The sequence below is a fragment of the Pseudomonas graminis genome (assembly GCF_001705435.1).
Taxonomy (GTDB): Bacteria; Pseudomonadota; Gammaproteobacteria; order Pseudomonadales; family Pseudomonadaceae; genus Aquipseudomonas; species Aquipseudomonas graminis_B.
The window spans coordinates 267,223-292,875 of record NZ_MDEN01000069.1 but is presented as its reverse complement, the minus strand read 5'-3'; the positions used below and the strand labels follow the sequence as shown (position 1 = coordinate 292,875).

General features: G+C 60.3%; 22 protein-coding genes. 7 read left to right on the top strand and 15 right to left on the bottom strand.

Annotated features, from left to right (window positions below):
• Positions 1–85: 85 nt before the first annotated feature.
• The gene (locus BBI10_RS23465) at positions 86–826 is read left to right on the top strand and encodes a phosphatase PAP2 family protein (RefSeq protein ID WP_065992180.1); all 741 of its coding nucleotides are present in this window, start codon (positions 86–88) and stop codon (positions 824–826) included.
• 686 nt (positions 827–1,512) lie between these two features.
• Here the strand turns inward: BBI10_RS23465 and groL are convergent.
• The 5 genes from groL to BBI10_RS23440 form a co-directional block, all read right to left on the bottom strand.
• Positions 1,513–3,156: a chaperonin GroEL gene (gene groL, locus BBI10_RS23460; RefSeq protein ID WP_065992179.1), complete on the bottom strand. Its 1,644-nt coding sequence runs from the start codon at positions 3,154–3,156 to the stop codon at positions 1,513–1,515.
• A gap of 49 nt (positions 3,157–3,205) precedes the next feature.
• Positions 3,206–3,499 (bottom strand): co-chaperone GroES, encoded by a 294-nt coding sequence (locus BBI10_RS23455; protein ID WP_065992178.1) that lies wholly within the window; start codon positions 3,497–3,499, stop codon positions 3,206–3,208.
• Between the two features lie 253 nt (positions 3,500–3,752).
• Positions 3,753–4,259, bottom strand: a complete 507-nt coding sequence (locus BBI10_RS23450; protein WP_065992177.1) for an FxsA family protein — start codon at positions 4,257–4,259, stop codon at positions 3,753–3,755.
• Positions 4,260–4,325: 66 nt separating this feature from the next.
• Positions 4,326–5,057 (bottom strand): HugZ family protein, encoded by a 732-nt coding sequence (locus BBI10_RS23445; protein WP_065992175.1) that lies wholly within the window; start codon positions 5,055–5,057, stop codon positions 4,326–4,328.
• Between the two features lie 221 nt (positions 5,058–5,278).
• Positions 5,279–6,286 (bottom strand): DUF481 domain-containing protein, encoded by a 1,008-nt coding sequence (locus tag BBI10_RS23440; RefSeq protein WP_065992174.1) that lies wholly within the window; start codon positions 6,284–6,286, stop codon positions 5,279–5,281.
• Between the two features lie 160 nt (positions 6,287–6,446).
• Between BBI10_RS23440 and BBI10_RS23435 the strand changes: the two genes are divergently transcribed.
• Both BBI10_RS23435 and BBI10_RS23430 read left to right on the top strand, forming a co-directional pair.
• Positions 6,447–6,815: an MGMT family protein gene (locus tag BBI10_RS23435; protein WP_083233242.1), complete on the top strand. Its 369-nt coding sequence runs from the start codon at positions 6,447–6,449 to the stop codon at positions 6,813–6,815.
• Between the two features lie 42 nt (positions 6,816–6,857).
• Positions 6,858–8,414: an AmpG family muropeptide MFS transporter gene (locus tag BBI10_RS23430; protein WP_065992167.1), complete on the top strand. Its 1,557-nt coding sequence runs from the start codon at positions 6,858–6,860 to the stop codon at positions 8,412–8,414.
• Between the two features lie 266 nt (positions 8,415–8,680).
• Here the strand turns inward: BBI10_RS23430 and BBI10_RS23425 are convergent, their stop codons facing one another.
• Together BBI10_RS23425 and BBI10_RS23420 are read right to left on the bottom strand one after the other, a co-directional pair.
• On the bottom strand, positions 8,681–9,529 hold the full coding sequence (locus BBI10_RS23425; RefSeq protein ID WP_065993168.1) for a mechanosensitive ion channel family protein: 849 nt from the start codon (positions 9,527–9,529) through the stop codon (positions 8,681–8,683).
• Between the two features lie 150 nt (positions 9,530–9,679).
• Positions 9,680–10,165, bottom strand: coding sequence for a YajQ family cyclic di-GMP-binding protein (locus BBI10_RS23420; protein WP_065992166.1), 486 nt, complete (start codon positions 10,163–10,165; stop codon positions 9,680–9,682).
• A gap of 172 nt (positions 10,166–10,337) precedes the next feature.
• On the opposite strand from BBI10_RS23420, the gene BBI10_RS23415 reads away from it, so the two are divergent.
• The 3 genes from BBI10_RS23415 (at position 10,338) to BBI10_RS23405 (ending at position 13,952) form a co-directional block, all read left to right on the top strand.
• Entirely contained in the window at positions 10,338–11,258 is a 921-nt protein-coding gene (locus BBI10_RS23415) for a putative 2-dehydropantoate 2-reductase (RefSeq protein ID WP_432213769.1), read from the top strand.
• A gap of 62 nt (positions 11,259–11,320) precedes the next feature.
• The gene (locus tag BBI10_RS23410) at positions 11,321–13,369 is read left to right on the top strand and encodes a sensor histidine kinase (protein WP_065992165.1); all 2,049 of its coding nucleotides are present in this window, start codon (positions 11,321–11,323) and stop codon (positions 13,367–13,369) included.
• 4 nt (positions 13,370–13,373) lie between these two features.
• A complete protein-coding gene (locus BBI10_RS23405) occupies positions 13,374–13,952 on the top strand; it encodes a cob(I)yrinic acid a,c-diamide adenosyltransferase (protein ID WP_065992164.1) in 579 nt (192 codons plus the stop codon).
• 251 nt (positions 13,953–14,203) lie between these two features.
• On the opposite strand, the gene BBI10_RS23400 is transcribed toward BBI10_RS23405, so the two are convergent.
• The 4 genes from BBI10_RS23400 to secA form a co-directional block, all read right to left on the bottom strand.
• A complete protein-coding gene (locus BBI10_RS23400; RefSeq protein ID WP_065993164.1) occupies positions 14,204–15,148 on the bottom strand; it encodes a Nudix family hydrolase in 945 nt (314 codons plus the stop codon).
• A gap of 2 nt (positions 15,149–15,150) precedes the next feature.
• Entirely contained in the window at positions 15,151–15,777 is a 627-nt protein-coding gene (locus BBI10_RS23395) for a glutathione S-transferase family protein (RefSeq protein WP_065992163.1), read from the bottom strand.
• Between the two features lie 38 nt (positions 15,778–15,815).
• On the bottom strand, positions 15,816–17,033 hold the full coding sequence (argJ, locus tag BBI10_RS23390; protein ID WP_065992162.1) for a bifunctional glutamate N-acetyltransferase/amino-acid acetyltransferase ArgJ: 1,218 nt from the start codon (positions 17,031–17,033) through the stop codon (positions 15,816–15,818).
• 135 nt (positions 17,034–17,168) lie between these two features.
• A complete protein-coding gene (gene secA, locus BBI10_RS23385) occupies positions 17,169–19,919 on the bottom strand; it encodes a preprotein translocase subunit SecA (protein ID WP_065992161.1) in 2,751 nt (916 codons plus the stop codon).
• A 319-nt stretch (positions 19,920–20,238) separates the two neighbouring features.
• On the opposite strand from secA, the gene BBI10_RS23380 reads away from it, so the two are divergent.
• Positions 20,239–20,706, top strand: a complete 468-nt coding sequence (locus BBI10_RS23380; RefSeq protein ID WP_065992160.1) for a DUF721 domain-containing protein — start codon at positions 20,239–20,241, stop codon at positions 20,704–20,706.
• 519 nt (positions 20,707–21,225) lie between these two features.
• Here BBI10_RS23380 and lpxC read toward each other — a convergent pair.
• From lpxC to BBI10_RS23360, 4 genes are all read right to left on the bottom strand, one after another.
• Positions 21,226–22,137, bottom strand: a complete 912-nt coding sequence (lpxC, locus tag BBI10_RS23375; RefSeq protein ID WP_065992158.1) for a UDP-3-O-acyl-N-acetylglucosamine deacetylase — start codon at positions 22,135–22,137, stop codon at positions 21,226–21,228.
• 112 nt (positions 22,138–22,249) lie between these two features.
• Positions 22,250–23,440 carry a cell division protein FtsZ gene (gene ftsZ, locus BBI10_RS23370; protein WP_065992156.1) on the bottom strand — a complete coding sequence of 397 codons (1,191 nt, stop codon included), beginning with the start codon at positions 23,438–23,440 and terminating at the stop codon, positions 22,250–22,252.
• A gap of 63 nt (positions 23,441–23,503) precedes the next feature.
• Positions 23,504–24,763: a cell division protein FtsA gene (gene ftsA, locus BBI10_RS23365; RefSeq protein ID WP_037014678.1), complete on the bottom strand. Its 1,260-nt coding sequence runs from the start codon at positions 24,761–24,763 to the stop codon at positions 23,504–23,506.
• A gap of 15 nt (positions 24,764–24,778) precedes the next feature.
• Positions 24,779–25,651, bottom strand: coding sequence for a cell division protein FtsQ/DivIB (locus tag BBI10_RS23360; protein WP_065992154.1), 873 nt, complete (start codon positions 25,649–25,651; stop codon positions 24,779–24,781).
• Positions 25,652–25,653 lie beyond the last annotated feature (2 nt).

Below are 25,653 nucleotides of genomic sequence, written 5' to 3'. Positions count from 1 at the left end.
GCCGCGACAGCGTTCTGCTCAGACTTCGCACCGCTCGGGCTCCATACACCCCCGCTCTCCCCTCGCCCACCACACGGGATTTGCCATGTCACACGCACTCGAACGGCCCGCCTCACGCCCGATCAACGCCTGGGTTTATCTGGGCATACCGGCCGTGACCGCCATCGTTCTGATCTTGCTGGAATTGACCTCGCTGGACATGGACATCGCCAAACTGGCCTATGACCCGGTGGCGGGCGAGTTCATCGGTCGGCACAGCTTCTTTCTCGAAGACGTCCTGCATGACCGCGCCAAACAGGCCGTCATCGCCATCGGCGTGTTGTCCTTCGTGAGCTTCATCGCCTCGTTCTTCGTCAACGTGCTGAAGCCCTGGAAACGTGAACTGGGCTGCATGGTCTTGTCGATGGCGTTATCCACCAGCTTCGTCACGCCGGTGAAAGTCGTGACATCGGTGCAGTGCCCGTGGAGCCTGAAAGAATTCGGCGGCCAGGAAACCTACAGCGAACTCCTCAGCCCCCGCCCCCAAACCGACAAACCCGGCCGCTGCTGGCCCGGCGGCCATGCGGCCACCGGCTTCACACTGTTCGCCCTGTTCTTCGTCTTCCGCGACCGCAAACCCCGCCTGGCCAAAGCCGGCCTGATCTTCGCGGCGGGACTGGGCACCGTCTTCTCCATCGGCCGAATGCTACAAGGCGCGCACTTCTTCTCCCACAACATCTGGACGGCGGTGTTCTGCTGGCTGCTTTGTTTGGGGGCGTATTACGTCGTGCTGTACCGGCCGGCGAAAAAGGATGCAGTGGTGGGTGGAGAAGCAGTTTCGGGATGATGACTAGACGGGGACAGATTAATTTACGGTGAAGCGCTGTAAATAAATCAGTCCCCTTCAATCCGGTAAATAAATCAGTCCCCTACAACCGAGTCCCCTACAACCGGTATGCATGCCCACGCAGAGCGTGGGCATGATCAAGCGTTAGAGCCAAAATTGAGGGTGCCCAAACGGGCCTCTTCCCGGCTAAAGCCGGTCCTACAAGGAGACCGCGTGCATCCCGTGGGATTGGCTCTCCCTGTAGGACCGGCTTTAGCCGGGAAGCCCTTGATGTGCATCTGCTCTTGATCCGCTTTTGATCTTCGTACACAAAAAGTCCAGTCACCGCCAAACGCGACTTGGGTGCAGGCTGAACGCAGATCTCGCGCAGTGGGCCGAGCCGCATGGATGCGGCGAGAGCGCCGTCAGGGCATGGATGCCCGTTCGGCGCGGGCCCACGGAGCGAGACCGGAGTGAAGGAACCCGACGAAGTCGGGCCCAACCAGGAGCAAGCACCCTTGGTTACTTGGGGATGGTGCGACTTTCGACTTTTCCAAGTAACTCGCCGGAGGCGAAATGTCTGCCCCTAGGCAGACGCTCTTGATCCTGAGGCTTTTCGAAGGTCACTCGCGGAGGGAGTCATTTAGCGCCGCCCATAAAAAAACCCCGCCTAAGCGGGGTTTTTTCTACATCGGGGTACGGCTGGCTTACATCATGCCGCCCATACCACCCATGCCGCCCATATCAGGCATACCGCCACCGGCTGCCTTCTCATCAGCCACATCAGCAATCATCGCCTCAGTAGTGATCATCAGACTGGCGATCGACGAAGCAGCCTGCAGAGCAGAACGCGTCACCTTGGCCGGATCGAGAATACCCATCTCGATCATGTCGCCGTACTCGCCGCTCGCAGCGTTGTAACCGTAGTTACCCGTACCCTGCTTGACCTTGTCGACCACAACGCTAGGCTCGTCGCCCGAGTTCGCCACGATCTGACGCAGAGGCGCTTCAACCGCACGACGCAACAGAGCGATACCCACGTTCTGATCAGCGTTGTCGCCACGCAGTTCGGAAATCGCCTGCAGCGAACGAACCAACGCAACACCACCGCCAGGCACCACGCCTTCTTCAACGGCCGCACGGGTTGCGTGCAGGGCGTCTTCAACGCGGGCTTTCTTCTCTTTCATTTCAACTTCGGAACCCGCACCGACCTTGATCACTGCAACGCCGCCCGACAGCTTGGCCAGACGCTCTTGCAGCTTCTCTTTGTCGTAGTCCGACGACGTGTCGCCGATCTGCTGACGGATCTGCGCGATACGACCGTCGATGTCGGCACGAACGCCAGCACCGTCGATAATCGTGGTGTTTTCTTTGTTCAAGATAACGCGCTTGGCATTACCCAGGTGTTCCAGGGTAGCGGTTTCCAGGCTCAGGCCGATCTCTTCCGAGATAACGGTACCGCCAGTCAGAACAGCGATGTCCTGCAGCATGGCCTTGCGACGGTCGCCGAAGCCAGGGGCCTTGACCGCTGCAACCTTCACGATGCCGCGCATGTTGTTCACGACCAGAGTCGCCAGCGCTTCGCCCTCAACGTCTTCAGCCACGATCAGCAGAGGACGGCCAGCTTTCGCAACGGCTTCCAGAACTGGCAGCATTTCGCGGATGTTGGAGATCTTCTTGTCAACCAGCAGCAGCAGCGGGCTTTCCAGCTCCGCAACCATGGTGTCCGGCTTGTTGATGAAGTACGGGGACAGGTAGCCGCGGTCAAACTGCATGCCTTCAACGACAGACAGCTCGTTTTCCAGACCCGAACCTTCTTCAACGGTGATAACGCCGTCTTTGGTCACTTTTTCCATGGCTTCGGCAATGATGTCGCCGATGGAATTGTCCGAGTTGGCCGAGATGGTGCCGACCTGGGCAATTGCCTTGGTGTCGGTGCAAGGCTTGGACAGCTTCTTCAGCTCGGCAACAATGGCGATGGTCGCCTTGTCGATGCCGCGCTTCAGGTCCATCGGGTTCATGCCGGCAGCGACGGCTTTCAGGCCTTCGTTAACGATGGCTTGAGCCAGAACAGTGGCGGTGGTGGTGCCGTCGCCAGCGTCATCGTTCGCACGGGAAGCAACGTCTTTGACCAGCTGCGCGCCCATGTTTTCGAAACGGTCTTTCAGCTCGATTTCTTTGGCTACGGACACACCGTCTTTGGTGATCAGCGGAGCGCCGAAGCTTTTTTCGATGATGACGTTACGGCCTTTAGGGCCCAGAGTTGCTTTTACTGCGTCGGCCAGGACGTTGACACCAGCCAGCATTTTTTTACGGCCAGCATCGCCGAATTTAACTTCTTTAGCAGCCATGATCGTTATTCCTTAAATACTTTGTAGTAACGGGAAATGGGGTATCAACTCAGCCTTCGACGACCGCGAGAATTTCGTTCTCGCTCATCACCAGCAGGTCTTCGCCGTCTACTTTCACAGTGTTGCTGCCGGAGTAAGGGCCGAACACCACTTTGTCACCCACTTTCACGGCCAGCGCGCGTACTTCACCGTTGTCCAGGATGCGACCGTTGCCGACGGCGATGATCTCGCCACGGTTAGGTTTTTCAGCAGCCGAACCAGGCAGCACGATACCGCCAGCAGTTTTTGTTTCTTCTTCGCTGCGACGGATTACGACGCGGTCATGCAGAGGACGAAGCTTCATTGTCGATCTCCTAATTATGGTTTTTAAACGCCCGGTGCGAACACCGGCGGGTTAAAACATCCGGGCTTGCCGGTTACGGTTCGCGAGCGAACCGCAGAATACGGTCTGACGAAACGCGCCAGAAACCTTGCGGTGACCCATACATAAGGGCGAGCAAGCCGAATTCAAGGCTGACCCCAGAAATTTTTTGAAGGAAGTGTGGTCGCAAAAACGAACACGGCACCCGCGGGTGCCGTGTTGTGGTGGACGTGAATCACTTTTTGTCCAATGGCTCGAATTCGCCTTCGATCACTTCGCCCTCAATGACCTCAGGGCGGCGTGCTTCAGGACGGGCAGCGCCGGGGTGCATGGGACCCGGTGAATTCGCCGCATGCATGTTCTCGGCAAACGCACGCTGGCGCGCGGCCTGAGCCTCGGCGCGGTTGCGCACCTTACCGACGATCAGGCGACGGGTAAACGGCATCAGAAACAGCAGGCCCAGCACGTCACTGATGAAGCCAGGCAGCACGAGCAAACCACCGCCGATCGTCATCATCAAACCGTCGAGCATCTGCTGGGCGGGCAGTTCGCCACGGGCGAGACTCTGGCGGGCACTCAGCGCGGTGGCCACACCGGCGATCCGCACCACGAACACACCGAGCATTGACCCGGCAACGACCAGCAGGAAGGTCGGCAGGAAGCCGATCGACATCCCGACTTTCACCAGCACGAACAGCTCGAGCACCGGAAAAAGCAATAAAAGCAGAAGAAAAACGCGCATCAAAGTGAGTTCCTAAACGGAAGAAGGCTTCCAGTAGACCTTACGTGAAGTCGCAAAGTCGTTAATTCAAGCCTCGGCATGTTCAAGTGTGGGCCATTTTTCAGCGTGAGCCAGTTGAATCAAGGCCTGGCGGACGTGTGTCGGCGTATTACAGGGTTCAGCGAAGGCCAGCCAGTGCAGACTTTGTCCCACGCGCAAATGCATGCCCTCGCTGTCGATGCCGACCAGCATGGCGGGCTCGGTCTTGGGCAAACCGGCCAGTTCGACGTAGTGTGCGATGGCCTTGGCGTGGTCGGCGTTCATGTGCTCGACCATGCTCACCTCCGCAGCCCCGGCAAATGGATTGGCCAGCGCTGCGTCGTCCAGCCAGTGAATCGCGCCAAAGCCGCCGATAAAGCGATAACGCACCGGCTTCAGCACCCAGAAATCGAAATCGTGGGCGCTGTGGTAACTCTGGGATTCCGGAAAATAGCGGTAGTACCGCTGAGCGGCCGCTTCCGTCTGTGCCTCGTCGCTGATCTTCTCGGCCTCGGCCATCAGCGTGACGCGCCCCACCGCTTGCACATGTTCGGCGCCCCGTTCGCCCACCAGTAAAGAGCACTTGGCGTCGAGCTGCAGGTTGTGGGTGTGTTGCGCGATGCGGCTGATGAGGATCAGCGGACGGCCTTGATCATCCAGGCAATAAGGCACCACCGAGCCAAACGGGTAACCGGGCATCGACTTGGAATGGGTCGACAACACGCCACGGTATTCCTTGAGCAGCAAGGCTCGTGCTTGCCGGTTGGCGCTGGCGCTCATGTGGGGCTCCTGGGCAGTAAAACGAAGGCATCGGGGATGCGAAGCGGGAGACGGCGACGCATGCCACACGATAATCGTAATCGTGGGAAGGTGCCAGATTGGGAGGGAGTGACGGTTTGGCGGAAGGTTCGCGTAAAGAAAACGCGGTGAAAACTCAAGCCAGCCGGCGCGCGCAGATCTGAGGTTGACCTGCGCACGTTCAGGCATCGATAGAGCTGCTATTACCAGGAAACACCGAAACCGGCGGTGTAGCGGGTCTTGTCCAGGTCGCCGTTGTCGGAGCCGCTGATGATGTCCTTCTCAGCCTTGAGGTTGAGCGAGGCCCATTCGGTGACTTTGTAACGCAGGCCCACTTCCGTCTCGAGGCTGTAGTCAGCTACGCCGCTGATAGGCTTGCCGACTTCACCGTTGGTGAAGAATTCGACCTTCTTGCCGATCAGGTAACGGTTGTAGTCCCAAGTGCCGGACACGGAATAGAAGTTGTCCTTCTCACCGTTGGAATATTCGAAATCGGTGCGGTTAAGCAGCGCACCGATTTTGAATGCGCCCAGCTCGTCGTCCCAGAACTGGTAACCCGGACCGGTACCGACGGTGCGCTGACGGGCCAAGTCTTCAATGGTGTCACGCTTGTAGGTGATGCGGCCGTCCCAGAACCACTTGTCCGTGAAGAACCGGTCCACCGAGTACTCGGCGTCCCAGTTATTGGTAGTGGTCAGGCTGTCCTGGGACTCGCGGTTGTACTCGCCCTTGGCGTTGTGGCGCCATTGGCCGTGGGTCGCTGAGGTCTTGAAGGCGATGTTGTAATCGTCGGTGTCGTTCTCGGCGCGCTGGAAGTCGAGCGCAGCGTCGACATTGCCCTTCCACACCAGATCAGTGACCACCGGCTTGGGTTTGATGATCTGCTGAATGCTCGCCAGCTCAACTGTCTTCGGTGCATCGCCATTGGCCAGCGTGACCTTGCCATCTTCGGCCGGCTGCAACGATTTGGAGACTTCGCCAGTGGTAGCGTCCTGCTTCACCAGAAGGTGCTGGTCACTTTCCAGCGTCTTGATTTCCTTCCAGTCCAGCGGGACGTCGCCTGCGTATTTGGTATTGATCAGCAGCTTGCCGCCGTCGAAGAACTTGATGGTCCCGGTCATTTTGTCGCCGTTTTTCAACCAGACGGTGTCAGCGAGCAATGGGGTAGAAGCAGTGGCAACAGCAACGCACAACAGGGTTCTGGACAACATAAGCAACGACAAGGCTCTGGTTCGCGGAAAATCGGGCATTATCCGAATGGACAACGTCTTGGCAATCGGCGGACCGCCGACACAGGTATGACTGACCGTCTAAGGCTTCTATAGTTCCTTGTCGAAAATTCCCGTTCATCCCTTTTACAGGAACGAATGCGTGATCGAACAAACACCGGCGCACGACGACCCTACCGGTCTCTCGCCCGCAGAGGCACGGCGCACGGCGCTCTACCTCACCTTGCATCAAGTGCCGGAAGGCAAAGTGGTCAGTTACGGTCAGTTGGCGGAGCTGGCCGGTTTGGGACGAGCGGCACGCTTCGTCGGCAGGGCGTTGAGTCAGTTGCCGGACGGCAGCAGCCTGCCCTGGCACCGCGTGATCGCCGCCGGCGGGCGCATCAGCCTGGCGCCCGGAACGGTGTCGGGAGAGGAGCAACGCGCACGGCTGAGGGCCGAAGGCGTGACCATCCGTAACAATCGTGTGGATATGCAGCGTCATGGCTGGCGCCCGACAGAGCACAACGGTTAGAGTGCGCGCTTTGTTTACGTAACCTGAGGCAGATTCCAGCCCATGCCCCGCAAAACCTGGCGCGCCGCGCTCGCCGCATATGCCAGCCCCTCTACGTTTGTGCTCCTGTTGCTCGGCTTTGCCGCGGGCATGCCCTACATGTTGGTGTTCTCGACGCTGTCGGTCTGGCTCCGTGAAGCCGGCGTCGCGCGTGAAACCATTGGCTATGCCAGCCTGATCGGCCTGGCCTATGCCTTTAAGTGGGTCTGGTCGCCGTTGCTCGATCAATGGAGCCTGCCTTTGTTGGGCCGGCTCGGCCGACGTCGTTCGTGGCTGGTGCTTTCGCAGTCGCTGGTCACCCTGGGCCTGATCGGGATGGGGTTCTGTGATCCGCAGCAGCACCTCTCGTGGCTGATCGCGATTGCGGTGCTGGTCGCGTTTTCTTCCGCGACCCAAGACATCGCCATCGACGCCTACCGCCTCGAAATCGCCAGCGACAGCCAGCAAGCGACTCTTGCCGCCAGCTACATGGCCGGCTACCGCGTCGCCGCCCTCCTCGCCACCGCCGGCGCGCTGTACTTCGCCGAAGGCTTCGGTTCGACCGGCTTCGCCTACAAACACTCGGCCTGGGCCGGCACCTACGTACTGTTCGGCCTGCTCATGGTGCCGGCACTGATCACCAGCCTGATCATGCGTGAGCCATCGGTGCCGATCCGCACCCAGCTGTCGGCGGTGCGTTACGGCTTTGCTCATCAACTGGCCTCGGTGTTCGTGCTGATCATTCTGCTGGTTTCGGTGCCGGCGATGTTCACCCAGCTGTACAACACCGATTTCGCCAGCGTGCTGTTCCAGGGCACCACCTGGAAAGACCTGCTGATGGAAGACCGCGCCTTTCTGCGCGCGATTCTCTACACGCTGCTGACCGTGGCCTGCCTGTCGTCCATGGGCCGACGCGGCCTGGCGCCGGTGCTGACGCCGATCAACGACTTCATCCTGCGTTATCGCTGGCAGGCGTTTCTGCTGCTGGGGCTGATCGCCACGTATCGCATGTCCGACACGGTCATGGGCGTGATGGCGAACGTGTTCTACATCGACCAGGGCTTCACCAAGGATCAGATTGCCAGCGTCAGCAAGATTTTCGGGCTGGTGATGACGCTGGCCGGCGCCGCGTTTGGCGGCCTGGCGATCGTGCGCTTCGGCATTCTGCCGATCCTCTTCATCGGCGGCGTGACCTCGGCAGCGACCAACCTGCTGTTCCTGATGCTGGCCGACATGGGCCCGAACCTGAAGATGCTGATCGTCACGATCTCGCTGGATAACTTCAGCTCGGGCCTCGCGACATCAGCGTTCGTGGCCTATCTGTCGAGCCTGACCAACCTCAAGTTTTCGGCCACTCAGTACGCGCTGCTCAGCTCGATCATGCTGCTGTTGCCGCGCCTGATCGGCGGCTATTCCGGGGTCATGGTGGAGAAGCTGGGGTATCACAACTTCTTCCTGGCGACCGCGCTGATGGGCGTGCCGACGCTGTTCATGATCGCCCTGCACTGGGCGCAGGAAGCACGCCGGGAAGCGCGGGAAGAAGCCGAAGAGCCGGCCAAGCCTGTGGACTCGGTGCTCTAGGCAGCGCTTTATCGTCCGGACCATGTGCGATCGCGCAGGATACTCCGTAAATGTGGGAGTGAGCTTGCTCACGAAGACTCTAGCCCGACCGCTAAAGATGCTTCGGATGCTCCGGCCCCTTCGCGAGCAAGCTCGCTCCCACAAGTTGTCGTCCGCGTTAACGATCCGCAGTGTCGCCATGTTTGACGTGCACGCTCCCGTGGCCCACTCAACAAAAAGCCCCGCACTCTCACGAGTCGGGGCTTTTTGGTTTCTGCGATCGAGCGTTAGGCCTTCGTAGGCTGCTCGTCCTGCACCACACGAATCACCCGTTGCGGGAACGGGATGTCGATGTTGGCCGCGCGCAGGCGGTCGCGGATTTCAGCGTTGAAGCGGTTCGACACGTCACCGAAGTCACCGGTCTTGGTCCACACACGCAGGGACACGGTAATCGAGCTGTCGCCCAGTGCCGCGACCACCGCCTGTGGCGCCGGGTCCTGCAGGATGCGCGGGTCATCCGCCATGTCCATCAACACTTGCAACGCCTGCTTGAGGTCGGCGTCGTAGTCGATGCCCACGTCGAAGGTGATCTTGCGCGTCGGCTGACGGTTGGTGTTGGTGATGATGCCGTTGGACAGATTGCCGTTGGGCAGGATCACCGTCTTGTTGTCGCCGGTACGCAGCACAGTGTGGAAGATCTGAATCCCGTCCACGGTGCCGGATACACCCTGCGCTTCGATCCAGTCGCCAATGCGGAACGGACGGAAAAGCAGAATCAACACGCCGCCGGCAAAGTTTGCCAGGCTGCCCTGCAACGCCAGGCCGATGGCCAGACCGGCCGCACCGATCGCGGCGACGAATGAGGTGGTTTCAACCCCGATCATCGAAGCCACGCTGACGATCAGCAGGATCTTCAGAATGATGTTGGTGATGCTGCTGATGAAACCCTGCAACGCCAGATCGACGTGGCGCAGCGCCAACAGTGCACCCACCCGGGAAGTCAGTCTATTGATCAGCCACCAGCCGACCAGCAGGACGACCACTGCCAGCAGCACCTTGCTGCCGTATTGCATGACCATCGGGATCCAGGCCTGAGACGCTTTCACCAGATGGTCTACCTGGCCGTTTAAATCCAAGTCCATCTATTTCTCCTCTGAGTCGCGCATGGAAGGCTGAAGCAACGGCGGCGAGTGGGCCCATTGTTTCAGCGAGACCTGCATTCGGACGCACAGGAACCCCTCGGGTTCCTGAGTCAACATGAAATCGCAGGGCAAATCGCGGGGTAATCAGTCGCGGAAGTTGTTGAATTGCAGCGGCATGCCGAACTCGTGGCCACGCAGCGCAGCGATCGCCTCTTGCAGGTCATCACGCTTCTTGCCGGTGACGCGCACTTGCTCGCCCTGAATCGCGGCCTGAACCTTGAGCTTGGCCTCCTTGATGTGAGCGACGATCTTCTTCGCCAGCTCCTTGTCGATGCCTTCCTTGAGCGTGGCTTCCTGCTTCATGACCTTGCCGGACGCGAAGGGATCTTTCAGTTCCAGGCATTGCACATCGATCTTGCGCTTGACCAGGGCCAGCTTGAGGATCTCGATCATGGCTTCAAGCTGAAAACCTTCTTCGGCCGTCATCTTGATCAGCAGGTCTTTTTCCGTGAACTCGAAGCTGCCTTTGCCTTTGAGGTCGTAGCGGCGGTCCAGCTCCTTGATAGCGTTGTCGACGGCATTCGTGACTTCGTGTTTATCCAGTTCGGACACTACGTCGAACGAGGGCATGTAGATTCTCCAATTGATACGGCGCGGCTCAACATGTGGATGGAGCACGCCTGACTTGACGGTATGAAAGCCCGGTCATTATAACGAGACTTTTCCCACGTTCATGTGAGCCTGCGATGTTGATTTCGTTTTCCTTGCGCACCGAGATCTTCGTCATCGGGCGTCATTTCTTTTGAATTCCGTGTGCTGGCACGTTCTGGGCGCGGGCAGTCTGGGGAGTCTCTGGGCCACGCGACTGGCCCGGGAGGGTCTGCCGGTGCGCCTGATCTTGCGTGACGAGGCCCGACTGGCGGCCTACAACGCGCACGCCGGTCTGGCGCTTGACGAGAATGGCCAGCGTCAGACGTTTGCCATTGCGGCGCAGACGGTCAGCGCGGATGAACCGATCCGGCGTCTGTTGGTGGCGTGCAAGGCCTACGACGCTGAACGCGCCGTTGCAGCCGTCGCCCATCGCCTGACCGACAAGGCTGACGTACTGCTCCTGCAAAACGGTCTGGGCAGCCAGGAAGCGGTGGCCGCCATGATCCCGCACGCGCGCTGCATTTTTGTCTCCAGCACCGAAGGCGCCTACCGCGATGAAGACTGGAGCGTGGTATTTGCCGGACAGGGCTCCAACTGGCTGGGCGACACACCCCACGGCGCGGCGCCGGCCTGGCTGGAAGACCTCAAGCAGGCAGTCATCCCCCATCAATGGACCGCTGACATCGCCGAACGCCTCTGGCGAAAGCTCGCGCTCAATTGCGCGATCAACCCGCTCACCGTGTTGCATCAATGCCGCAACGGCGAGCTGCTGGCCCATGCAGAAGAAGTGACGGCACTGTGTGCCGAGCTCGCCCGCGTGCTGCAACGCTGCGGTCAGCCCGGCGCGGCTGACGGTTTGCTGGAGCAAGTGCAACAGGTGATTGCCGCCACCGCCGGGAATTATTCCTCGATGTATCAGGATGTCGCCCAAGGCCGTCGCACCGAGATCCGCTACCTGCTCGGGCATGTCTGCGCGACGGCGGACGCCCTCGATTGCCCGGCGCCGATGCTGAACCAGTTACGCCTGCGACTGATCGAACACCTCAACGCCCAGGGCCTGCCCAGCGACTGACGGGTTTGCTCACGGGCGGAACAGCGCTAACCTGCCCGCTCCTCATTCCGGTGACCCGCCCCATGCCATTGCGCCAGCGCCTCGAAAACCTGCCGGTCGGTCAAAAGCTTCTGGCCGCCTTGCTGGTGTTGCTCACCACCGTGCTGGTGGTCGCCAACCTGACCTTCATCAGCGCCGCCTATTACATCTCCCAGGAAGCGATGGCGCCCCAGGCCTTGCAAACAATCGGTCGGCTGATCAGCAATCCCGGGCTTTCCGAGCAAGCCTTGTCCTCGACCTCTAACGCCCAGGCGCTGCTCAAGGAACTGAAAAACTACGGCCCATTACGGGCGGCAGCGGTGTACGACGGCAGCGGTACCCGTCTGGCGCAGATGCAGCAAGGCGACAAGCTGCGCATGCCCGACCACTACCGGGATCTGGAGAGCTGGCGCGTCACCGAGTTTCGCAACACTCAGGTCATCCCCATTCCCAAAGCGGGGCAAGCGCAGGGGCATCTGTTGCTGGTCGCCAGCAGTGAATTGCCGACGGCGTTCTACACCGGCACGCTGACCGCCAGCCTCGGCATCCTGATCTTCAGCATCCTGCTCTGGGCCGGCGTTGCCCGGCAGATTCGGCGCTTTATCACCGAACCGATCTACCAGCTGGAAGACCTGTCGCGGCGGGTCACCCGCGAGGAGAACTACGCGCTGCGGGCGACGCCCGGCAACAAAGACGAAATCGGTTCGCTGGCCGAGGCATTCAACACCATGCTCTCGCGCATGGAAGCCCGTGAGCAGCAGCTCAGACGCGCCCGCGATGAATCCCAGGACGCCTACGATCAGGCGCAGGGGCTGGCGGAAGAAACCCGTCACACCAACCGCAAGCTTGAGCTGGAAGTTCAGGTGCGCAGCAAGATCGAGAAGAAGCTCACCGGCTTTCAGAACTACCTCAACAGCATCATCGACTCCATGCCGTCGGCGCTGATCGCCCTGGACGAGCAGCTGTATGTCACCCAGTGGAATCAGGAGGCCGGCGCCCTGTCCGGTACGCCGCTGGATGAGGCGCTCAACCAGCCGATTTACTCGGCCTTCCCGCCAATGCGGGCGTTTTTGCCGCAGATCAAACAGACCGTCGAACGACACACCGTCACCAAGATCGAGCGCGTCACCTGGGTCAAGGGCGAAGAGTCCCGCCATTACGCCCTCACCTTCTACCCCCTGACCGGCGATGCCGGGCGTGGCGCGGTGATCCGCATCGATGACATCACCCAGCGCCTGTCGCTGGAGGAAATGATGGTGCAGTCAGAGAAAATGCTTTCGGTGGGTGGTCTGGCCGCTGGCATGGCCCACGAGATCAACAACCCCCTCGGGGCGATCATGCACAACGTGCAGAACATCCGCCGTCGGCTGTCGCCCGATCTGCCGAAGAACCTGGAGCAGGCCGAGCAGGAAGGTATCCAGCTGGCGGCGGTGAACCAGTACCTGATCGCGCGCGAAGTGCCGCAGTTGCTCGACGGCATTCAGTCGGCCGGGGCGCGGGCGGCGAAGATCGTCAGCCATATGCTCAGCTTCAGCCGACGCAGCAACCGTCAGTTGGCGCCTTGTGATCTGCCGGCATTGATCGATCAGGCCGTAGAGATCGCCAGCAACGACTTCGACCTGACCATCGGTTTTGACTTCAAGGGCCAGAACATCATTCGCCAGTTCGACCCTGCTCTGGGCCCGGTGCCTGCGACGGCCAACGAACTGGAGCAAGTGCTGCTCAACCTGTTGAAGAACGCCGCTCAGGCCATTCACCAGCGCGACAACGCCAGCGAGCCGGGGCGCATCATCCTGCGTACCCGCCTGAACCCGCCGTGGGCGGAGATTCAGGTCGAGGACAACGGCATCGGCATGCCGGAAAGCGTGCGCAAGCGCACCTTTGAGCCGTTTTTCACCACCAAAGAAATCGGCCAGGGCACGGGCCTCGGGCTGTCGGTGTCGTATTTCATCATCACCAACAACCACAAGGGCCAGATGGAAGTGCATTCCACCCTCGGCCAAGGCACCTGTTTCACCTTGCGCCTGCCGCTGGTGGACAATTCGATAGATATGCCTGCACCACAGGTCATTGGTCAGAACGACCGGGAGTAGAGCCATGGGATTTCGCTTGTCGAAAATTTACACGCGCACGGGTGACACCGGCGAAACGGGCCTGGGCGATGGTCGCCGAGTGCCGAAGGATCATCCGCGGGTCGAGGCGATCGGGGAAGTTGATTCGCTGAACAGTCAGGTCGGCGTGTTGCTGGCCGGCCTTTCGGCAGCAGTCGCGACTCATCCGGCGCTGCAGGAGGTCATCGACGTATTGGCGCCCTGTCAGCATCGGTTGTTCGACCTGGGTGGCGAGCTGGCGATGCCGGAATACAAGGCGCTGAATGCGGCGGAGATCGAGCGCCTGGAAACGGCCATCGATCACTGGAATGAAGAGCTGGGGCCGCTGGAAAATTTCATCTTGCCGGGCGGCTCTACGCTGATCGCCCAGGCCCACGTTTGCCGGAGCCTGGCGCGCACGGCGGAGCGGCGTTGTCAGCACCTCAACGCGGTCGAGCCACTGGCCGGCGTCGGGCTGGCGTACATCAATCGGCTGTCGGATCTGCTGTTTGTTGCGGCGCGGATCATTGCCCGACGTGAGGGCGTGGCAGAGATTTTGTGGGAGCCTGCGAAGAAACCGCAGTGATTTGGGAGACAGTGCTGCGGTGCTGAGGGGCTACTGTCCTGACGTGCTGCTGTCCTGATACACCGCAACTCAGCTGGCAAGCGCAAATCCTGTAGGAGTGAGCTTGCTCGCGAAGACTGCATTTCAACCATTAGAGATCTAATGGATTTACAAACCTCTTCGCGAGCAAGCTCACTCCCACAATGATCCCATTCGCCGCTGAATCTGCGGTGTAGCAACCTTAGATCTCGCGGCTCGGACTTCGACAGCTGTCAGCTTTGCGGCCAGAACGCGCGAATGCCGGCCACACCCTGCGCACCACTCTCCCAAGCGTGCTGACGGTCCGTCGGCCCTACCCCGCCCAGCAGATAAACCGGCTTGCTGAAGCCCTCGATCAACTCGCGGGCCTTTTCCCAACCCAGCGGCTGGGCATCTGGATGGCTGTGGGTCGGCAGCACGGGCGAGAGCGTGACGAAATCCACGCCCATCTGCTCGGCCAGACTCAACTCTTCGGCGTCGTGACACGAGGCCGCCAGCCAACGGTCTTCGGGAAACGGACGGCCCTTGCTGGCGTATTTGCGCAGCTGTTCGCTGGTCAGGTGCCAGCCCGCTGCCGGAAAGTCACCAAGCCATTCGCGCGGTCCTTTGAGCATCAACTGCGCCTTGCCCGCGCATAGCCCGACCGCGTCCACCGCCACGTCACGGTATTTCGGGTCGTACATGTTCGGCGCACGCAGCTGAACCAGCTTGATGCCGCCGGCCACTGCCGTGCGTATACCGCGCAACAGCTCCGGCGTGTCCAGATCGTCCGGGGTGATGAGGTACTCACCCGGCAAACGCGCAGCGGCCACGATCGGCCGATTCGCTGCCGGGAATTCATACTCGACCAGCTCCCGCTGCGATACCCAGGCCAGCGGTTGGCCTTCAACACCGTCGGGCTCGCCGGTGAACGACGAGACTTCCCAGACATCCAGCAACACCTGCTTGTCCGGGTAGTCGTGCTTGATCTTGATCAGCGGACGCGCTGCAGTCACGACGATGCCCAGCTCTTCGTGCAGCTCGCGGGACAGCGCTGCTTCGACCGACTCATCAGGTCCGACCTTGCCGCCGGGAAACTCCCACAAGCCGCCTTGATGCTGTTTGTCGGCGCGTCGTGCGATGAGGATCTTGCCGTCGGTGCTACGGATCACCGCCGCGGCCACATGGATGCGTTTCACGTTCAACCTTCCTCCAGACCCGCCTGCTGCCAGCGCTTGAACTCAGGCCACTGATAAATCGTTTCGACGTAGGCTGCCGCGTCTGCGGGCAACTCGACGTGATAGGTACGAAAGCGCACGGCGACCGGTGCGAAGAACGCATCGACGATGCCCGGCGTGCCGAACAGGAAACCTTCACTCACACCCGACACCGCGCGGCATTCACGCCACAGCGCAACCATGCGGTCGATGTCTGCCTGAGCTTCGACCGAAATGACTTCCAGCGCCTCGTCCTGGCGCAAATCCATCGGCAAACGCGAGCGCAGTCCGACAAAGCCGCTGTGCATTTGCGCGCATGCCGACCGGGCCTGAGCACGGGCGGCGACGTCCGCCGGCCACAAACCTGCGTTCGGGAAGCGCTCTGCCAGGTACTCACAGATCGCCAATGAGTCGACGATGGTGCCGTGCTCGCACTTCAGCGCAGGGACTTTACCGGTCGGCGAGTGCTCAAGAATCAGGCGCGTGGTGTCGGCCTGATTCAGGCGAATCACCTGATCGGTGAACGCCTCGCCGGTCAGCGCAAGCGCCAGCCAGGGGCGCAACGACCAGGAGGAATAACGTTTGTCGCCGATGATCAGGTGCAGGCTCATGTCTTGGCTCCATTGAAACCGGTGGACTCGCTCGTGACTCAGGTGCGGTATTCCGCGTTGATTTTCACGTATTCGTGCGACAGGTCGGTGGTCCAGATGGTCTCACTGCAATCGCCACGGCCCAGCTCGATGCGGATGGTGATTTCTTCCTGTGCCATCACCAGCGAGCCTTGCTCTTCAGTATAGGTGCTGGCGCGGGCGCCCTTGCTGGCGATGCAGACGTCACCCAGAAACACGTCGATCTTGCTCACGTCGAGGTTCGGCACGCCTGCGCGACCCACGGCCGCCAGGATGCGTCCCCAGTTCGGGTCCGACGCGAACAGCGCGGTTTTGATCAATGGCGAGTGGGCCACGGTGTAACCGACGTCCAGGCATTCCTGATGATTGCCGCCGCCGTTGACTTCGACGGTCACGAACTTCGTCGCGCCCTCGCCGTCACGGACGATGGCCTGAGCGACGTCCATGCAGACCTCGAAGACGGCTTTTTTCAGCGCTTCGAACAGTGAACCCTTGGCCTCGGTCACCGCGGGCAAATCAGCCTGCCCAGTGGCAATCAGCATGCAGCAGTCGTTGGTCGACGTGTCGCCATCGATGGTGATGCGGTTGAACGACTTGTTGGCGCCGTCACGAATCAGGTCCTGCAGCACGTCCGGCGCCACCTTGGCGTCGGTGGCGATGTAGCCCAGCATGGTCGCCATGTTCGGACGAATCATGCCCGCGCCTTTGCTGATGCCGGTCACGGTGACGGTCACGCCGTCGAGTACGAACTGACGGCTCGCACCCTTCGGCAGCGTGTCGGTGGTCATGATGCCGGTGGCCGCCGCAGCCCAGTTGTCGACGGACAAATCATCCAGCGCCGCCTGCAGCGCGCCTTCGATCTTCTCGACGGGCAATGGCTCGCCGATCACGCCGGTGGAAAACGGCAGCACGGCGCTGGCATCGACCCCGGTGATCTCGGCCAGCTTCGCGCAAGTGCGCTCGGCAGCGGCCAGGCCCGGTTCGCCCGTACCGGCATTGGCGTTGCCGGTGTTGGTCAGCAAATAGCGCACCGCGCCTTGCACGCGCTGCCTGGCGAGGATCACCGGTGCCGCGCAAAAGGCGTTGAGCGTGAACACGCCTGCAACGCTGGAGCCTTCGGCGCAGCGCATGACCACAACATCTTTGCGCCCCGGGCGCTTGATGCCGGCGGAAGCGATGCCGAGTTCAAAACCGGGAACCGGGTGCAGCGTCGGCAAAGGACCAAGACCAACAGCCATGAAGTGCGCTCCTTGAAAGACAGTCACACCGCGCGGCGTTGCCGACACGGCTCGATTGATTGAAAAACGCCGCGACGGCTAAGCCGGTCGCGGCGTGATGTTACAGGTCAGCTACAGCTCGTCGCGATAGGCGAATCAGCTGATCTGGCCGTGGCAGTGCTTGAATTTCTTGCCCGAACCACACCAGCACAATTCGTTGCGACCCAGCTTCTGGTCGTTGCGAACCGGTGACAGTGCAGCGGCAGCCGCTACCGCGACGTCCTCACCCTCTTCGGCGAGCAGGTCCGGCTGATCCAGACCCGGTGCTTCGGCGTGCTGGAACTGCATGCGCTGGGCCAGCTCCTCGGCTTCGCGGCGCAGGCGTGCCTCTTCCTCGGCCGGATCTTCGCGGCGAACCTGAACGTGGGACAGCACACGAATGGCGTCGCGCTTGATCGAATCGAGCAGCTCCTGGAACAGGGCAAACGACTCGCGCTTGTATTCCTGCTTCGGGTTCTTCTGAGCGTAACCGCGCAGGTGGATACCGTGACGCAGGTGATCCATGGTCGACAGGTGGTCTTTCCACAGGTCGTCCAGCACGCGCAGGAGAATCTGCTTCTCGAACGTGCGCAGCGCCTCGGCACTGGCCTGGTCTTCTTTCTCGTTGTAGGCGGCCAGAATGGCTTCCATCAACTTCGGACGCAGGGTGTCTTCGTTGAGGTGATCGTCTTCGTCGAGCCACTGCTGAACCGGCAGCTTCACGCCGAAATCGCTGCTCAGCGCGGCTTCCAGACCCGCGACATTCCACTGCTCGGGCAACGACTGCGGCGGGATGTGCGCGGTGATGGTGGCGTCGAGGACTTCTTCGCGGAACTCGGCAATGGTGTCACTAATGTTGGTCGCAGCCAGGAGGCTGTTACGCATGTGGTAGATCACTTTGCGCTGTTCGTTGGAGACGTCGTCGAACTCGAGCAACTGCTTACGGATGTCGAAGTTGCGGCCTTCGACCTTGCGCTGCGCTTTCTCGATCGCGTTGGTCACCATGCGGTGCTCGATCGCTTCGCCGGACTGCATGCCCAGCGCTTTCATGAAGTTCTTCACCCGGTCAGAGGCGAAGATCCGCATCAGGCTGTCTTCCAGCGACAGGTAGAAGCGGCTCGAACCGGTGTCACCCTGACGACCCGCACGGCCACGCAGCTGGTTGTCGATACGACGGGATTCGTGACGCTCCGAAGCGATCACGTGCAGACCACCCGCTTCAATCACCTGCTGATGACGCTTCTGCCAGTCGGCCTTGATCTGCGCGATTTGCTCAGGGGTCGGGTCTTCCAGGCTGGCCACTTCAACTTCCCAGTTACCGCCCAGCAGAATGTCGGTACCGCGACCGGCCATGTTGGTGGCGATGGTCAGCGCGCCCGGACGACCGGCCTGGGCAATGATTTCAGCTTCTTTTTCGTGGAACTTGGCGTTCAGAACCTTGTGCTCGATGCCTTCCTGCACCAGCAGGCGGGACATGTGCTCGGAGGTTTCGATCGTCGCCGTACCCACCAGCACCGGGCGTTGCTCGGCCAGACAGGCCTTGATGTCGGTGATGATCGCCGCGTATTTCTCTTCGGCGGTCAGGTACACGAGGTCGTTGAAATCTTTACGCGCCAACGGCTTGTTCGGCGGAATGACCATCACGGCCAGGGCGTAGATCTGGTGGAATTCGAACGCTTCGGTGTCCGCGGTACCGGTCATGCCGGACAGCTTGTTGTAGAGACGGAAGTAGTTCTGGAAGGTGGTCGAGGCCAGGGTCTGGCTCTCGGCCTGGATATTCAGGCCTTCCTTCGCTTCGATGGCCTGGTGCAGGCCTTCGGACAGACGACGACCCGGCATGGTACGGCCGGTGTGTTCGTCGACCAGAAGAATCTGGCCGTCCTGAACGATGTACTCGACGTTGCGATGGAACAGCTTGTGGGCACGCAGACCGGCATAAACGTGGGTCAGCAGACCGAGGTTGTGCGCGGAATAGAGGCTCTCGCCTTCAGCCAGCAAGCCGACTTCCGTGAGCATCTCTTCGATGAACTGGTGACCGGACTCGTTCAGCTCGACCTGACGGGACTTCTCGTCGATGGAGAAGTGGCCCTGCTGGGTGACCTGGCCTTCCACTTCCTCGATGTGCTGCTCGAGCTTGGGGATCAGCTTGTTGATTTCGGTGTAGAGCTTGGAGCTGTCTTCGGCCTGACCGGAGATGATCAGCGGTGTACGGGCTTCATCGATAAGGATCGAGTCGACTTCGTCGATCACGGCGAAATTCAGTTCACGCTGGAATCTGTCTTCCAGGCTGAACGCCATGTTGTCGCGCAGGTAATCGAAACCGAATTCGTTGTTGGTGCCGTAGGTGATGTCGGAGGCGTAGGCGGCGCGCTTCTCTTCCGGCGGCTGGAAAGGTGTTACCACGCCTACGGTCAGACCGAGGAATTCATACAGTGGGCGCATCCAGTTGGCGTCACGACGGGCCAGGTAGTCGTTCACCGTGACCACGTGCACGCCTTTGCCGGACAGTGCGTTGAGGTAGACCGCGAGGGTCGCGACGAGGGTCTTGCCCTCACCGGTACGCATCTCGGCGATCATGCCTTCGTGCAGTGTCATGCCGCCGATCAGCTGTACGTCGAAGTGACGCATGCCCATGATGCGTTTGCCCGCCTCGCGGCAGACCGCGAAGGCTTCGGGCAAGAGCTGGTCGAGGGTCTCACCTTTGGCTATGCGGGCCTTCAACTCGTCGGTCTTGGCGCGCAGCTGTTCGTCCGAGAGGGCGAGCATTTGCTCTTCGAAGCTGTTGACGACCTGGACCGTCTTGAGCATGCGCTTCACTTCGCGCTCGTTCTTGCTTCCGAAAAGTTTTTTTAACAAAGGTGCAAACATATCGAAAGGATCTTCCACACATAGGGATGGAGGGCGGCCCCGTGAGTCGCCCGAGCAGCCCTCATGGCCGCATGCGAACGAGCATTCTACCCGGAAATGGTGGTGAGGAAAGTGGCGTTATTCCACGATGCTGGCACAGCAATGTTACGGGGCAGAAGTACAATAGGGTCATTTCCCGTGACTTCAACCCATGCGGGTGAGAAGTTTTATTAATGTTTTTTCATGATCGCGCCGTGCATTTGCACCCGGAACGCCTGACCTAAAGGTGCTTCCACCGATTCTGCTAAGATCACGCCCTGGCAACACAAGGCACCCCACCATGGCATTTCGTCCCCTACCGGCGCGCGCACCGGCTGTTCTCCTGCGCGAAGCCCGGCCGCTCAAAGCCATCTTCAACCACGCCCAACGCCTCGCGCACTTGCAGCGGCTGCTGGAAAGCCAGCTGCAACCCGCCGCGCGCGAGCACTGCCACGTGGCCTCCTGGCGCGAAGGCACCCTGCTGCTCATCGTCACCGACGGCCACTGGGCCACCCGACTGCGCTATCAACAGAGGCGCTTGCAACGGCAACTGGTAGCGTTCAAGGAATTCGCCAACCTCACCCGGCTGCAACTGAAGGTACAGCCCGCGAGAACCCACCGGACCGAGATGGGGCATACACGCGATCTGTCGGTTGCAGCGGCCGAAACCATCTCCGCAACGGCCGAAGGCATCACCGACCCGAAACTGCGTGCTGCCCTGGAACGGCTGGCAGCGCATGCGACCCCGAAAGAGGCTGGGGGATCATAAGCCTAGAACATCCCAGTGTTCGCACTGGCCCCTTCCCGGCTAAAGCCGGTCCTACATGAACACCGCGTGCGGTCAGTAGGGCCGACTCCACCTGTAGGACCGGCTTCAGCCGGGAAGCCCTTGATCTGCTTAACGCGCTTTTGATCTGTTCTTGATCTTCATACGCATAAAGCCCAGACACAGCAGAACGCGACTTGGGTGCAGGCTGAACGCAGGTCTCGCGCAGTGGGCCGAGCCGCATGGATGCGGCGAGAGCGCCGTCAGGGCATGGATGCCCGTTCGGCGCGGGCCCACGGAGCGGGACCGGAGTGAAGGTATTCCGACGAAGGAGGAACCCAACCAGGAGCACGGCCTTTTTGGTTACTTTTTCGGCTGTTGGAAAAAGTGACCCGCCGTAAGGGCGGAACCATAATTTCAGCAAACACAAAAAACGGATATGTACGCTCTCTAATAGACCAGCCACAAAAAAGGCCACCCGAAGGTGGCCTGAAAACAACAAAACTAGGAAGAAGAGACTGTTTACACCGCCGCAACGGGGCGCATGTAAGAGATCGGTGCGGTGCTGGCATCTTCGAAGGTCACAACTTCCCAAGCGTCTTCCTGAGCGATCAACGCACGAAGCAAACGATTGTTCAGACCGTGTCCCGACTTGAAGCCCTGATACTCGCCGATCAGACTGTTGCCCAACAGATACAGGTCACCGATGGCATCCAGAATCTTGTGCTTCACGAACTCGTCTTCATAACGAAGACCGTCCTCGTTCAACACGCCGTCCTTGTCCACGACGATCGCGTTTTCAACGCTGCCGCCCAGAGCAAGGTTATGTTTACGCAGATACTCGATGTCTTTCATGAAACCGAATGTCCGCGCACGGCTCACTTCTTTAACGAACGAAGTGCTGGAAAAATCCACACAAGCCGTTTGCGTACGGTTCTTCAGATAAGGGTGATCGAAATCGATCTCGAACCCTACCTTGAACCCTTCAAACGGTAAGAACTTGGCGGACTTGCCGTCTTCTTCTACGCACACTTCTTTAAGTATGCGGATGAATTTCTTCGGTGCGTCCTGCTCTTCCAGGCCAGCCGATTGAATCAGGAATACGAAGGGACCTGCGCTGCCATCCATGATTGGAACTTCGGAGGCAGAAAGTTCAACGTAGGCGTTATCGATGCCAAGACCGGCCATGGCCGACAGCAAGTGCTCGACCGTATCGACCTTCACGTCGCCATTGAACAGCGTCGTGGAAAGCGTGGTGTCACCCACATTCAACGCGTGAGCGTTGATCTGGACCACCGGCTCAAGGTCGGTACGGAAAAACACAATGCCAGCGTTCACAGGTGCTGGTTTGAGGGTCAGGTAAACCTTCTCCCCCGAGTGCAGGCCGATACCTGTGGCACGGATAATATTTTTCAGGGTGCGTTGTTTAATCATGGCATTGGCCGCTTCAGCGCGTATCGCGAATTAGTATCAACAAAGGCTGGCAATGATAGCAGACCCCGCCTTTGCTGAACACCAATCACCCTTATACCCCTGATAGAACCCATTAATCAGCCTGACGACGCAGGAACGCTGGAATATCCAGATAATCCAGATCGTCTTGCGGGTTCATCTTCGCGGCGGCTGTTGCGCCCGCGTGTGCCTGATTGCGCATCACGGTTGGACGGTCCAGATCGCGGTAGTTGACCGAAGACAGCTCCTGGCGTGCGGCGTGTTGCTGCGCAGGTGCGGCTTGAGCGGTCTGGATGGTGTTGTCGATGACCTTCACAGGCTTCTCGATTTTTGCACCCAGGCCAGTGGCAACCACAGTCACGTGCAGCTCGTCGCGCATGTCCGGATCGATAACGGTACCGACCTTGACCATGGCGTGCTCGGAGGCGAACGCTTCAATGATGCTACCCACGTCGGAGTACTCACCCAGAGACAGGTCAGGACCGGCGGTGATGTTGACCAGAATGCCGCGAGCGCCTTGCAGGTTCACGTCTTCCAGCAACGGGTTGCGGATCGCCGCTTCGGTGGCTTCACGCGCACGGTTCGGACCGCTGGCGCAGCCAGTGCCCATCATCGCCATGCCCATTTCGGACATCACGGTGCGGACGTCGGCGAAGTCGACGTTGATCATGCCCGGACGCTTGATGATGTCGGAGATACCGCGAACGGCACCGGCCAGTACATCGTCAGCCTTGGCGAAAGCCGACAGCAGGCTGGCGTCTTTACCGAGGATGGTCAGCAGCTTCTCGTTGGGAATAGTGATCAACGAGTCGACGCTTTCGGACAGCGCGCGGATGCCTTCATCGGCGATCTGCATGCGCTTGCGGCCTTCGAACGGGAACGGACGAGTGACGACCGCGACAGTAAGAATGCCCATTTCCTTGGCCACTTCAGCAATGATCGGCGCAGCACCGGTACCGGTACCGCCGCCCATGCCAGTGGTGATGAAGACCATGTTGGTGCCTTGCAGCACTTCAGCGATGCGCTCGCGGTCTTCCAGTGCAGCCTGACGGCCGACTTCAGGATTCGCACCTGCGCCCAGGCCTTTGGTCACGCCGGTACCCAGTTGCAGAATGGTACGTGCGCCAATGTTTTTCAGGGCCTGAGCATCGGTGTTGGCGCAGATGAACTCGACGCCTTCGATGTTGCTTTTGACCATGTGATTGACTGCGTTGCCGCCGCCACCACCAACGCCGATAACTTTAATTACCGGGCTTTGTGGGATGTTGTCTACGAGCTCGAACATGTTCCCTCTCCTTCAGTTCTCTAGTTTTATGTCGCCTGTTGCCTGCCTACCACTTTTTGAATCTTAGAAATTCCCCTGAACCCAGCGTTTCAGACGCTCTAACACTGGGGCCTTCGGTTCATCGCTATAACTGCTACCGGAGCCGGAAAGGCCGGACAGCGAGATGCCGTCAGACTGCTTTTGCAGTCCGTACAGCAACAGGCCGACGCCGGTTGAGTAGATCGGGTTGCGAACAACGTCCGCGAGCCCTTTGACACTGTGCGGCACGCCAAGGCGGACCGGCATGTGGAAGATCTCTTCGGCCAGTTCGACCGCGCCTTCCATTTTCGAGGTGCCACCGGTCAGCACGATGCCGGCCGGGATCAAGTCTTCGTAGCCGCTGCGACGCAGTTCGGCCTGAATCAGGGTGAACAGCTCGTCATAGCGCGGCTCGACCACTTCGGCGAGGGCCTGACGGGACAGCTCACGGGGTGGACGGTCGCCGACGCTTGGCACTTTGATGGTCTCGCCGGCACCGGCCAGTTTGGCCAGGGCGCAGGCGTAACGGATCTTGATCTCTTCGGCGTACTGGGTCGGTGTACGCAGCGCCATGGCGATGTCGTTGGTGACCTGGTCGCCAGCAATGGGGATCACAGCAGTGTGACGGATCGCGCCCTCGGTGAAGATCGCGATGTCGGTGGTGCCGCCGCCGATGTCCACCAGGCACACGCCCAGCTCTTTCTCGTCGTCGGTCAGCACCGAGTAGGCCGAGGCCAGTTGCTCGAGGATGATGTCGTCGACTTCAAGGCCACAGCGGCGCACGCATTTTTCAATGTTCTGCGCAGCATTCACCGCGCAGGTCACGACGTGAACCTTGGCTTCAAGACGCACGCCCGACATGCCCAGTGGCTCGCGAACGCCTTCTTGGTTATCGATGACGTAGTCCTGCGGCAGCGTGTGCAGCACGCGCTGGTCAGCCGGGATCGCCACAGCCTGGGCAGCGTCGAGCACGCGCTCAAGGTCGGCCGAGCTGACTTCGCGGTCGCGAATTGCCACGATGCCATGGGAGTTCAGGCTGCGGATGTGATTGCCCGCAACGCCGACGAACGCCGAGTGAATCCGGCAACCGGCCATCAGCTGCGCTTCTTCTACTGCGCGCTGGATCGATTGCACGGTGGACTCGATATTCACCACCACGCCCTTCTTCAGGCCGCGGGACGGGTGAGTGCCGATACCGACGATTTCCAGCGTGCCATCAGCCGCGACTTCGCCTACCAGCGCCACCACTTTGGAGGTGCCGATATCCAATCCGACGATCATTTTGCCGCTTTGCACGTTTGCCATGGGTCCTGCCTCTTATCAATTCTTCGCGACGGCGGGTTTGTCCGTCGTTGGCGCTGCTGCCTGTTCGCGCCAACCAACGGCCAGGCCGTTGTTGTAACGAAGGTCGACTCGCGCAATGTTCGTGATCTGGTCTTTCAGTGTCTTGTCGTAGATGGCGATAAAGCGGCGCATCTTCTCAAGCAGATTGCCTCGTCCCAGCAGCAGCTCCAGGCCTGGGCCTGCATTGCCTGCGCCGGTGGTCAGAAACCAGCTGCCTCGCTCACGCAGTTCCAGGCGAGCGATGGAGAACCCCAGCGGGCGCAACATCTGGCTCAGTACCTGGTACTGCTGCATCACCTGCTGTTGAGCCCGCTGTGGCCCGAACAACTGCGGAAGGTGTTCGTAATTGGCCAGTTCACGCGGGGTGAATGCCTGGCCCTGGTTGTTCAGCAGGGATTGATCGCCCCAGCGCGCAACCGGTAATTGTTCTTCCAGACGGATCACCACCTGATCCGGCCAGACGCGGCGGACCTCGGCGTGGGCGATCCACGGCATTTGCTCAAGCTCGGTGCGCATGCCGGCCAAATCGATGTTGAAGAAGCTGGTCGCCACGAACGGCGCGATCCGCTGCTGCACGGCTTGCTGACTGATGTAGCTCAAGTCGCCCTGCACGTTGATTCGCGAGATCGGCCGGTCGGCGTAAGGCAGCAGACGCTGGGCGGCTTCGTACGTACCAAAACCGAACACAACCAACAGCACCGGCCACATCAGGCTGCGCAGGAAACCGAAGTTCGGTCGCGACATGCGCGACGACATGGGCTCCTTGGCCACCATGCGGCTGGCACCCCGCGGAACCGGCTTGTTGCGGCCGGTAGCGGATTGCTGATGACGAACCGTTGCGCCGTGCATGA